The organism is Lactobacillus sp. WILCCON 0149, assembly GCF_057197965.1.
The window spans coordinates 455,684-466,916 of the sequence record NZ_JBUBHO010000001.1 but is presented as its reverse complement, the minus strand read 5'-3'; the positions used below and the strand labels follow the sequence as shown (position 1 = coordinate 466,916).

Sequence of the window (11,233 nt, the reverse complement as noted above, 5' to 3'; positions counted from 1 at the left end):
AAAAGATGACTTTTCCCTACCAAGAATTCGCCCGTGAAAAAATGCCAGCCCTCCTAGCTGACTTAAAAGATCTGATCGCCATCGACTCTGTCAGAAACATGGACCTGGCCACTCCCGAATATCCAGTGGGGCCGGGTCCGGTCAAGGCTTTGGAAAAGTTCCTGGCCATTGCCGCCAGAGACGGCTTTCAAATTGAAAACATCGACAACTATGCCGGAGTCGTCACTTTTGGCCAAGGCGACCAGGAATTAGGCGTGGCCGTCCACGTCGACGTCGTTCCGCCAGATGAAGGCTGGAGCCAGGATCCCTTTACCCCCTGGGTCAAAGATGGCAGAGTCTATGGCCGGGGAGCAAGCGACAACAAGGGTCCGGCCTTAGCCGCCTACTACGCCCTCCTGGCTTTAAAGGAAGCTGGTTTTCAGCCGAAAAAGAAGATCACCTTGATTATCGGCACTGACGAGGAAACCGACTGGGTGGGGATGAAGTATTACCTGCAAAAGCGCCCGGCTCCTGACTGGGTCTTCTCCCCCGACTCCTCTTTTCCCATCGTAACTGGCCAGGCTGGTCTGGCTGTTTTGAAGACAGATTTTATTGCTGAGGAAAGTAAAGCAGATACTGGCTTAGTCCTTGAATCCTTCTCTGCCGGCCAGGCTACCAATATGATCCCAGCTGCCGCGACCGCCATCGTTTCTGGCGAGAAGCTTGAGAAAATTGCTGCAGCTTTCCCGGACTTTTTGGACAAAAATGGCTTGATTGGAGAAAGCAAAGAATCAACTTGTGAAAATGGCACTGGCTTAAAGATAACCTTAGAGGGCGTCAGCGCTCACGCCTCTGTTCCTTGGGAAGGAAAAAACGGGGCCTGCCTCCTGGCCAGCTTTTTACGGAACTTTCCTTTCGCCGGCCGAGCCAAAAACTTCCTCAATTTTGCCGGCGAACTTGAACTGGAGGACTACTACGGGAAAAAGATCGGGATCGCCAATACTGATCCCGAGATGGGCAAGTCCATCAACTGCCCGGCCGTCTTCCGCTACCAAAAGGGCCAGGAAGCCTACATCAAGAGCGACATCCGCTATAGCCGGGGGGCCAGCCCGGAAAAAATGTGCCAGCAGCTAAACGACAAGTTCGGCACTTTTTCCCAGACGAGCTTCCAGCCTTACCAAGACTTTGAAAAGCCCCACTTCGTTGCCAGCAATGATCCCTTCGTCAAGACCCTCCTTTCCGTTTACGAAAAGCAGACTGGCCAAGCCGGTGAGACCATCATCTCCGCCGGGGCCAACTACGGCCGCTTCTTTAAAAACGGGGTCGGCTACGGACCTGCCTTCCCAGGCAGCCTGGACACCGCACACGCCATCGACGAATCCATCAGCCTGGCTGAACTGGAAAAAAGCCTGGCTATCTACGCTGAAGCTATTTACGAGTTAACCAAGTGAATGTAGAGAAAAAAGACTTTTACCTTATTTTGGTAAAAGTATTTTCTTATCTGCTTGCCTTCAGTTCCTCGCAAATCTGCCGGTGGCGGTCAGCGTAAAGGCTGCTCTTTTCCCAAATAAAGGTGAAGTCGTGGCGGATCTGGAAGTCCCGCAAATTTAATTTCCGCAGCTTTCCTGCTTTTAAAAGGTCACTGACCGCGGTCTGGTACAAAAAAGAGACCCCGCAGTTGGCCAAAAGCAGCTGGGTGATCATCTGCATATTGCCGACTTGGACATACTGCTCAAAGTCGCTCAATTCCCGCCCCTGGGCCCCTAAGCTGTCCTCCAGGATCTTCCTGGTCCCTGAGCCTGGTTCTCTGACTAGCAGCCGCTGGTCAAAAAGGTCGGCGATCTGGTCTGGCTCCTTGGCAAAAGCCAAATCTGGCGAGCAGACGGCGATAAAGTCCTCGCTTTGGTAGCGCAGGCTGGCATAGCCCCTGGCCGGGTCGCCTTCGACCAGGGCAAAGTCCAGGTCTCCCTCATCCAATTTCTTGGTCAAAAACTGGGTATTGCCGTAGACGACTTCCACATTTGTCTGGGGATGGTCTTTCAAAAAGCGGCTTAGCGGCCTGGCTAAGGCGTATTCCCCAATCGTCATGGTTACCCCAAAGCGAACCGGCGGCAAGTCGGCCTGCTTGATTTCGGCCTTAAGCAGGCGCTCATCGCTCTGCATCTGCCGCATGGCCAGGCGCAGCTTTTCTCCTGCAGCCGTCAAGGTCAGCCTCTTGCCCTGATAGCTGAAGAGCTTGACCTGGTATTCCTTCTCCAGAAAGCGGATGTGCTGGGAGACCGCCGGCTGGGTCACGTGCAGGCGGTCGGCCGCCCGGGTGAAGTTCATGGTCTCACAGACCGTTAAAAATGTTTTGACGCGAAAATCCAGCATTGCTTGCCCCCTTTATCAATAAATGCAGTTTATCGACAGATAATAATCTATAATTTTATTTTCTACTATTTTACCTCTATACTTAAGCATGTTCAAAAAATATCTGGAGGCAAAAAAATGAATTGGATTAAAAAGAACCTGCCCGGCATCCTGGTCTGTCTGGCTATCGCCATCCCCGCCTGGCTTTTGGGCAAGGCCTTCCCGGTCATCGGGGGCGCGGTTTTCGCCATCTTGTTTGGGATGGTCATCACCCTTTTTTGGGAAGACAAGCAAAAGGCAAGTAACGGGATCAAGTGGACTTCCAAGTACATCCTGCAGACGGCCGTGGTCCTCTTGGGCTTCGGGATGGACCTGCAGGTGGTGGTCAAGACTGGCAGCCAGTCCCTGCCGATCATCATCTGCACCATCTCAACCTCTCTCTTGCTCGCCTGGCTTTTGCATAAGTATTTAAAAATTCCCAGCAAGATCTCAACCTTGATCGGGGTCGGCTCATCCATCTGCGGGGGCAGCGCCATCGCCGCTACCGCCCCGGTCATCGACGCTGACGACGATGAAGTGGCCCAGGCCATCTCCGTCATCTTCTTTTTCAACGTCCTGGCCGCTATCCTCTTCCCCATCTTTGGCAAGCTCCTGGGCTTTGACCAGACCAGCGGGAACTCTTTCGGCATCTTCGCCGGAACAGCCATCAACGACACTTCTTCCGTCACTGCCGCGGCGGCAACCTGGGACAGCATGTTCCATTTAGGTAGTCAGACCCTGGACAAGGCCGTGACCGTCAAATTAACCAGAACCCTGGCCATCATCCCCATTACCCTGGCCTTAGGCTATTTCAGCGCCAAAAAGGAGCAAAGGGGCAACAGCTTTAGCTTGAAGCGGGCCTTCCCCGCCTTCATCCTCTACTTTGTCCTGGCTTCCTTAATCACGACTTTCGCCCTGGCCAATGGGGTCAGCGCCAATATCTTTTCGCCACTAAAGGAACTGAGCAAGTTCATGATCGTCATGGCCATGGCCGCGATCGGCCTTAACTCCAACATCGTCAAGTTGGTCAAGTCCGGGGCCAAGCCCCTCCTGCTCGGCGCTTCCTGCTGGGCCGGAATCACTGCCGTCAGCCTGCTTTTGCAGCGGGGCTTGGGCCTGTGGTAAAAAAACAGACAATTTAATCGATTGCATGAAAAAAGGCTTTTACCAAAACGGTAAAAGTCTTTTCGTTTATATGCTGTTTTATTCGATACCAGCTTCGCTAAGCTGCTTTAAAGTCAGGTCCAGGTGCTTCATGACCGTTTCCTTGCCCATCAATTCCATGGCTTCGCCGATGCCAGGGCCAACCATTGACCGGGTAGTGGCGATCCGGATTGGCATGAAGAGCTTGCGGCCCTTGATGCCGGTTTCCTTCCGGGTGGACATGATGGCGCCCATGATCTTCTTGGCCGTGAAGTTGTCCAGCTTGTCTAATTGCTTCTTGAATTCTTCAATAGCTGGACGAGCTTCGTCCTTCTTGATTTCTTCCACTTCTTCGTCGGTCAGGTATTCGGCTTCAGTGAAGAAAATCTTGCTCAAGTCGACGATTTGCTTGGTGTAGGACATTTGGTTGGCGTACATGTTGACCAATTGTCTTACCCATTCCATCTTGCCTGGAGCCGGGTTGGCTTCAACCAGGCCAGCTTCTTGCAGGTTGTGCAAGGACAAGTCAAGGAGTTCGTCTCTGTCAGCAGTCTTCATGTACTGGTTGTTGACCCAGTCCAGCTTCTTTTGGTCAAAGGCAGCTGGTGACTTGGACAGACGAGCCGGGTCAAACTGCTTGATGAATTCGCGCTTGGAGAAGATTTCGCTTTCGCCAACCGGTGACCAGCCCAGCAAGGTGATGAAGTTGAACATGGCTTCTGGCAGGAAACCAAGTTCTCTGTATTGTTCGATGAACTGCAGAACTGATTCGTCACGCTTGGACAGCTTCTTGCCAGTAGCTGAGTTGATGATCAAAGTCATGTGGCCGAAGACCGGGGCTTCCCAGCCCAAGGCTTCGTAAACGCAAAGCTGCTTTGGCGTGTTAGAGATGTGGTCATCGCCCCGAAGAACGTGGCTGATTTCCATCAAGTGGTCGTCGATAACGACGGCAAAGTTGTAAGTTGGCATCCCGTCGCGCTTTTGGATGACGAAGTCACCGCCGATAGTGTCGGATTCAAAGCTGAGGTGGCCCTTAACGATGTCGTCCCATTCGTAAGTCACGCCTTCTGGAATGTGAATGCGGACAACTGGCTTAAGACCCTTGGCCCGGGCTTCGTCTTGGGATTGCTTGATTTCGTCAGCAGTCATGCCTTCGTATTCGTAGACATAGTGAGGAGCAATCCCCATGGCCCGCTGTTCTTCACGCTGGGCTTCCAGTTCTTCTTCAGTTTCAAAGGAGTAGTAAGCCTTGCCTTCTTCAAGCAGCTGATCGATGTACTTTTGGTAGATGTCCTTTCTCTCGGACTGCTTGTAAGGGCCGTAGTCGCCGCCGACGTCCGGACCTTCATCCCAGTCGATCCCCAGCCAGTGCAGGTTCTCGATTTGAGATTCAGCCCCGCCTTCAACGTTTCTGGCGGTGTCAGTGTCTTCGATTCTCAGAACCAAAGTCCCCTTGTTGTGACGTGCAAACAGATAGTTAAACAGAGCAGTACGCGCGTTACCAATGTGCAAGTGGCCAGTTGGTGACGGAGCGTATCTCACGCGGATTTTCTTATTAGCCAAAATTATGCCTCTTTCTTACTATTCTTCAACTTATTAAGTTTACTAGCAATAAGGAAAAAATTCAATCTTTACCGGCAAATACGGCCCTAACGGCAAGCAAAAAATGCCCGCCAAAGGCAGGCATTTGTCAATTAATCTGATTTGCTTATTTCTTGGCTTCTACGCCCTTCTTGAAGACGAAGTATTCCGCTGCCCACAAGATGGCCACGTAGACTACTTCTGCCAGCAGGTAGAGCCAGCTGACCACCGGCAGGCTCAAGTCCGTGTGGGAAGTGTGGAAGCCTGTATTGTCGATGACAAAGCTGAAGTCAAAGCCAGAATTGGAGATCATGTTGATGATCGCGCTCAAGATGCTGGTGCTGCCCCAGGAAAGAAGAGCAAGCAGAGCAAGCAGGATGACCGCCTTGGCAAACTTGCTCCATCTGCCCTTCAAAGGCAGGAAGTCGCCCAAAACGCTGGCTGATTCAGTAATAAAGAGCCAGAAGCAGATGCCGCCGACATAGCTGACCAAAGTGAAGAGGATCAGGTAAAGGCTCCAGTTGATGATACTGGAAACGTATGGCTGGAAAGTCGCTGCTGCTTGAGCATCAATCTGCATCTTCCCGCCGAAAAGGAAAGGCAGCAAGGTTACGGCAAGGATCAAGATGTTGCCCAAACCAAAGATGATCAGATCTGCCAGTCCCGTCAGCAAGTTGGCCGTCAAGAAGTTGCCGGTCGTTACCGGTACTTGCCGCCAGGTCTGAGACCGGTTGACCTTATAGGCAGCCATGATAATGTCGATTGAGTACCAGGCACACATGAAAAAAATCGCGGTTGCGGAAATTCCGACGCTGATACCATTTGAATCACTGCCGAAACCATATCTGATCCCGAAATACAAGTTGATCAAGAGGATAAAAACTGCTTCGATGCCCAAGGCGATCCAGGTGGTCCGGCTCTTTTCCTTGAACATGGCCGCGAAAATCTGCTTAAACCCAATCATTACTCTTCCCCCTCGTAAAATCCTTCATACCATTCTTCGATGCTTTCGTGCTCAGCCCGGATTTCATCAGCGCTGCGCTGCTCTAAGACTGAATGCTTCTTGATCAAGACGACCTCGTCGATCACTGGCGCGATTTCGTCCAAGACATGGTCGCTGATGACCAGGGTCGCGTCTTCCGGCTTCCAGAGCAGCATGGACTTGATGATCTTCTTCCGGCTCATGGCGTCAACCCCATTGAAAGGCTCATCTAAGAGATAGAGCTTGGCCTTGCGGGAGAAGACCAGGGCGATGATCAGCTTCTCCTTCATCCCCTTGGACAGGTTGCCCAGTCTTTCTTCTTCATTCAAGTTCATGAATTCCAAGATATCGGCAAACTGCTTAGCGTCAAAGTCCGGGTAGACCGTCCGGTAGAAGCTGGCCACTTCCTTGATCTTGCGGAAGTCGCGAAAAGCTGACAGGCTGTCGGTCATGGCGATATACTGCTTGCGGCGGTCTTCATCGCCTTCGCCGCAAACCTCCACGCTGCCCTTGTATTGTTTGGCCAGGCCTGCGATCACCCGCATCAAGCTGGTCTTGCCGGCCCCGTTGGCCCCGACTAAGGCCACGATCTGTCCGGCCTCCAAAGTCAAGTTGACTCTCTCCAAAATCGTCTTTGAACCCTTGTGGTAGCTTAAATCCTTAATCTCCAAAGCCTTCATGCTATTCCTCCCTTGTGTCTTCTAAGTAGCTGGCCAATAGTCCAGTCAGGCTTTTCCTTTCGACTCCGAGCTTCTCCATGCGGCTGACAAAAGCAGCCAGCTCCTGCTTCAGCAGTTTGCTCTTCATTTCCTCCAGGCGGCTTTCATCAGTCGTGACGAAGTTGCCTTCACCACGCTTGCTATAGATATAGCCTTGAGCCGTCATCTCTCTCAGCGCCCGCTGAACCGTATTGGCGTTGACCGTCAATTCAAGTGCCAGGGCTCTGACTGAAGGCAGCTTGTCGCCAGCCTTGAGCTTACCCTGGGCGATCTGCAAGTAGATGTAGTCTTCAATCTGCAAGTAGATCGGCAAGTTGTCTTTGAATTTCATTTGCACACCCCTTCGCTGTACTGGTTATCTAATACACTGTTAGTGTATAACGGATTGGCCCTTTCGTCAAGGCAGAAACAGCAAAAAAGCTAAATTTTGTCCCTTTATTGTTGACCTAGTTCTTTCCAGTAATTTTTAGTTACCTTTTTTCCTTTAAATAATCAGCAGGTTCTGCTTTTAAGTTAGACAAAGTCTGCTTTTTACCAAATGAACTAATACTTAAAGTTGTTTTTAATTTCTCAACAGTTGCTTTAACAAGGACTTCAGTCCTGTCTCATTTTCAGCTCATAGTCGCAAGAAAGCGTTTCTTTTTGTGTATTTTCTGTTAGACTACAATTAGTGTTTGATAATGTAAACTTTTCAAGGAGGACAACATGAAAAAGACTAAGACTTTTTTGGCTGCCGGCAGCATCTTGACTGCTGCATTAGCCTTGACGGCCTGCGGCGGCAACTCTTCATCTTCTTCATCTAAAAAAGAACTGAACTGGGAAGAATCAGCTGAAATTCCTACTATGGACCTGTCCAAGGCTACTGACTCAGCCAGCTTTACCCAATTGATCAACACCATGGAAGGCCTTTACCGGGCAAAGTCTGACGGCAGCCAGGAAAAGGCCATGGCTACCAGCGAAAAGGTGTCCAAGGACGGGAAAACCTACACCTTTACTCTCCGTAAGGACAACAAGTGGTCAAACGGTGACCCGGTAACCGCGCAAGACTTCGTCTACTCATGGCGCAGAACTGTTGACCCAAAGACTGCTTCTCAATACGCTTACCTGTTTGAAGGCATCAAGAACGCCATGGACATTCAAAACGGCAAAAAGAAGCCGGAAACTTTGGGGATCAAGGCCGTTGGCAAGTACAAGCTGGTTGTAACTCTGGACCGGCGGATCCCTTACTTCAACAACTTGATGGCCTTCGGCAGCTTCTTCCCGCAAAACGAAAAGGCAGTCAAGAAGTACGGTTCCAAGTACGGTACTGCCTCCAAGTACATGGTCTACAACGGGCCATACGTTATGAGCGGCTGGACTGGCTCAAACCTGTCCTGGAAGCTCAAGAAGAACCCATACTACTGGGACAAGAAGAACGTTAAGCTTGACGCGGTCAACTACAGCGTGCAAAAGACCCCGTCAACTGCCTACAACCTCTACCAGTCAAACAAGCTTGACGCGGTTTCCTTGGACGCTGAACAAAGCAAGCAGCTCAAGAGCGTTAAGGGCTACAAGCTTTATGCCCGCGGGACTACCTTCTACATCCAATTCAACCAGGCTAAGAACAAGTACCTGCAAAACGCCAACATCCGCAAGGCTCTTTCCATGGCCATCAACCGGGAAAGCCTGACCAAGGTTCTGGGCGGCAGCAACACTGTAGCTCACACCTTTACTCCAGAGAAGCTGACCACGGTCAACGGCAAGGACTACACCAGCCTGATTTCCAAGAGCGATGAAGCTTACACTTACTACAACAAGAAGGAAGCGCAAAAGTACCTTAAGCAGGGTATGAAGGAACTTGGCGTTTCCAAGCTGAGCTTCAAGCTTTTGTCAGACGACACCGATGGTGCCAAGAAGTCAACTGAAGCAATGCAATCAAACATTCAAGAAACTCTGCCGCAAGTTTCCATCACCACGCAAAACCTGCCATTCAAGACCCGGCTGGCCAGAACCGACGCCGGCAACTTCGACATGGTCGTAACTGCCTGGGGTGCCGACTTCAACGACCCGATTTCCTTCCTGGACTTGATGACTACTACCAACGCTCAAAATGGCGGCAAGTGGTCCAACAAGGAATATGACAAGCTGATCGAAGCTTCAAAGACTACTGGCTCAGACTCTGAACGCTGGAGCGACCTGTCCAAGGCTGAAGGCGTTCTGCTTAAGGACGTTGGTATTTCACCACTTTACTCAAGCACCAGTGCCTGGATCGTCCGTCCAAACATCAAGGGCTTGGTAAACCTGCGCGACCACTGGGACTTCAAGTACGCTTCTGTTAACTAGTGTCTGTCCCTAGAAGCTAACAAACTGAATCACTGAAAATAGCAGACCGTCTGGTCTGCTATTTTTGTACTTTAGCTCTATTTCTTGCTACAATTGAACTGATTTTTGAAAAGATTGGTGGCAGGCAAAAAATGTACAAAGTAGTCAAAAAAGAAACTATCAAGGCTGACCGCTTCACGGTTATTCAAGAAAAAGTGGCCAAGGACGGGCAAATAGCCCCATATTCCTACGTCACGATCGGCTTCGGGATTTCCATCATCCCCTTCATTGATGATGACCACGTCCTGCTCTTAAAGGAATACCGGCATCCCGTTGGCAGCTGGCAATATGAATTCCCAAGCGGCGGCATTGATGAGGGAGAAGAGCCCAGTCAAGCAGCTAGAAGAGAGCTTCTGGAAGAAACGGGCTATGAGGCCAGCCAGTTGACAGAGCTGGGCTTCACCTACCCTTCTTTTGGCTCAACCAATGAGAAGATCAACCTTTTTGCCTGCCGGGCCAAGAAAATAGCTCAGCCAAAAAGAGAGATTCTGGAAGAAATCAAGATGGAGATCGTCTCCGTCGACCAGCTGGAAGATTTGATCGTCAAAGGTGAATTTGCCCATGGGGCTGGCCAGGCAGCCTGGCTCAAGTGGCGGCTGCTTAATGAGAAAAGATAAGACTAGTAAGCAAGAGCAGCAAAAAGGTCAAGCGAGAAATCGCTTGGCCTTTTTTCCTCACAAAAGCAACAAATCTTTACTGGTCTTGGTAAAAGGGTGGAAGCCGTCTTCATCAAGCCAGCCGCAGTCCTCAATTCTGACGCCCCCGACGCCCGGCAAATAGATCCCCGGCTCAATAGAAAAGCACATCCCTGCTTCCAGCTTCTGCTTGCTTCCCGGTTCCAGATTCACCGGCTCATGAACCTGCATTCCGATCCCGTGACCTAAGCGGTGGGTAAAGTACTGCCCGTAGCCCGCTTCTTCGATAACCCCGCGGGCCACCTGGTCCAGCTCACCTGCCGTCATTCCTGGTCTGGCTGCCCTAGCCGCCGTCTCCTGGGCTAACCGGACCGTCTCATAGATTTCCCGCTTTGCCGGGCTGATTTCGCCCAGGGCCACCGTCCGGCTGACATCTGAAGCATAGCCGCCTTTCATGATCCCCAAGTCAAAAATTACCATATCCCCGGCCTGAACCCCCTTTTGGCTGGGCAGACCGCTGACGCTGGCCGCGCTTTCTCCGGCCTGGACGATCAATGGGAAGCTTAAGTTCCCCATCCCCTTTTTCTTCAGCTGGTAGTCCAGTTCAAGGGCCAGCTCGCTTTCACTCATCCCCTGCCCCTCTTTTAACAGGGCAAAAGCCAATTCCAGTGCCTGGTCGGCCTGTCTGCCAGCTGCCTGCAGCTTTTCAATTTCCGCCGGCGACTTGATCATCCGCTGTCTGGCCAGCCAGGAAGAGATGTCTGCTTCCAAATTCGCTTCCGGGAAAACTTCCTTAATCGCCCGGTAGTGACTGAGGGTCACCGTCCGCGCTTCTAATGCCCAAACTTCTTTTGGCCAGGCGGCCATTTTTTCTTTGGCCTTCTCCCAAGGATTCTCCCCGTCTTGGTAAAAGCAGGCCTGGTCCGCCCAAGCAGTCTGCTTGACTTCTCCTTCATTGATGGCTGGAGCCAGCAAAAGGGCCTGGCTTGTTCTGGATACCAGCAAGGCAAAGACCCGCTCCTCCGTCCAGCTGCTGTAGCCAGTAAGGTAGGCAATGTCCACTGGATCAGCCACATAGGCCAGGTCAATGCCTTTTTCATCCAAGTAGAAGCTTAAGCTGCTCAGATGCTCTTTCCAGGTTAATTTTCTTTCTTCTTTCATGCTTTTTCACTCCCAAAAAACTGTTCTCGCTTTATTTTCATATTTCTTTCCTTTTTCTAGTGTTTTTTAATTAATCTCCTAGGCAAAGCCGTTTGACCATTATATAATTTCTATCAAATCCAAAATTCATTCTATTGATCTATTTTTGGATTTGGGGAAACAAAAATTTTGCATCATAAGCACTGGCTTATTAGAAAGGATAACACAAATGAGCAATAAGCTTTGTCAAAAACGGCTGACCAGCCCGCAGAAGTTAAAACTTGATTTTCAGAAAATATTGC

10 protein-coding genes are annotated in these 11,233 nt (G+C 50.7%); 4 read left to right on the top strand and 6 right to left on the bottom strand.

Going from position 1 to position 11,233, the window contains the following annotated elements; all coding sequences use genetic code 11:
• The first annotated feature begins 5 nt into the window (after window positions 1-5).
• On the top strand, window positions 6-1,430 hold the full coding sequence (gene pepV / locus ACYVUV_RS02275) for a dipeptidase PepV (protein WP_484498939.1): 1,425 nt from the start codon (window positions 6-8) through the stop codon (window positions 1,428-1,430).
• 46 nt (window positions 1,431-1,476) lie between these two features.
• Here the strand turns inward: pepV and ACYVUV_RS02270 are convergent, their stop codons facing one another.
• Window positions 1,477-2,352 (bottom strand): LysR family transcriptional regulator, encoded by an 876-nt coding sequence (locus ACYVUV_RS02270; protein ID WP_439775462.1) that lies wholly within the window; start codon window positions 2,350-2,352, stop codon window positions 1,477-1,479.
• A gap of 117 nt (window positions 2,353-2,469) precedes the next feature.
• Here ACYVUV_RS02270 and ACYVUV_RS02265 point away from each other — a divergent pair, with 117 nt between their 5' ends.
• Complete coding sequence (locus ACYVUV_RS02265; RefSeq protein WP_439775461.1) at window positions 2,470-3,495, top strand: YeiH family protein; 1,026 nt, start codon at window positions 2,470-2,472, stop codon at window positions 3,493-3,495.
• A 78-nt stretch (window positions 3,496-3,573) separates the two neighbouring features.
• Here the strand turns inward: ACYVUV_RS02265 and gltX are convergent, their stop codons facing one another.
• The 4 genes from gltX to ACYVUV_RS02245 all read right to left on the bottom strand — a co-directional run bounded on the left by gltX (window position 3,574) and on the right by ACYVUV_RS02245 (window position 7,126).
• On the bottom strand, window positions 3,574-5,076 hold the full coding sequence (gltX, locus tag ACYVUV_RS02260; RefSeq protein WP_439775460.1) for a glutamate--tRNA ligase: 1,503 nt from the start codon (window positions 5,074-5,076) through the stop codon (window positions 3,574-3,576).
• Between the two features lie 145 nt (window positions 5,077-5,221).
• On the bottom strand, window positions 5,222-6,058 hold the full coding sequence (locus ACYVUV_RS02255) for an ABC transporter permease (RefSeq protein WP_439775459.1): 837 nt from the start codon (window positions 6,056-6,058) through the stop codon (window positions 5,222-5,224).
• Window positions 6,058-6,756, bottom strand: a complete 699-nt coding sequence (locus ACYVUV_RS02250) for an ABC transporter ATP-binding protein (RefSeq protein ID WP_439775458.1) — start codon at window positions 6,754-6,756, stop codon at window positions 6,058-6,060. The genes ACYVUV_RS02255 and ACYVUV_RS02250 overlap by 1 nt, the downstream gene beginning before the upstream one ends.
• Before the next feature lies 1 nt (window position 6,757).
• Window positions 6,758-7,126, bottom strand: a complete 369-nt coding sequence (locus tag ACYVUV_RS02245; protein WP_439775457.1) for a GntR family transcriptional regulator — start codon at window positions 7,124-7,126, stop codon at window positions 6,758-6,760.
• Between the two features lie 374 nt (window positions 7,127-7,500).
• Here ACYVUV_RS02245 and ACYVUV_RS02240 point away from each other — a divergent pair, with 374 nt between their 5' ends.
• A complete protein-coding gene (locus ACYVUV_RS02240) occupies window positions 7,501-9,117 on the top strand; it encodes a peptide ABC transporter substrate-binding protein (protein WP_439775456.1) in 1,617 nt (538 codons plus the stop codon).
• 131 nt (window positions 9,118-9,248) lie between these two features.
• Window positions 9,249-9,773 (top strand): NUDIX domain-containing protein, encoded by a 525-nt coding sequence (locus ACYVUV_RS02235; protein WP_439775455.1) that lies wholly within the window; start codon window positions 9,249-9,251, stop codon window positions 9,771-9,773.
• A gap of 57 nt (window positions 9,774-9,830) precedes the next feature.
• Here the strand turns inward: ACYVUV_RS02235 and ACYVUV_RS02230 are convergent, their stop codons facing one another.
• On the bottom strand, window positions 9,831-10,952 hold the full coding sequence (locus ACYVUV_RS02230; protein WP_439775454.1) for an aminopeptidase P family protein: 1,122 nt from the start codon (window positions 10,950-10,952) through the stop codon (window positions 9,831-9,833).
• Between the last annotated feature and the right edge of the window lie 281 nt (window positions 10,953-11,233).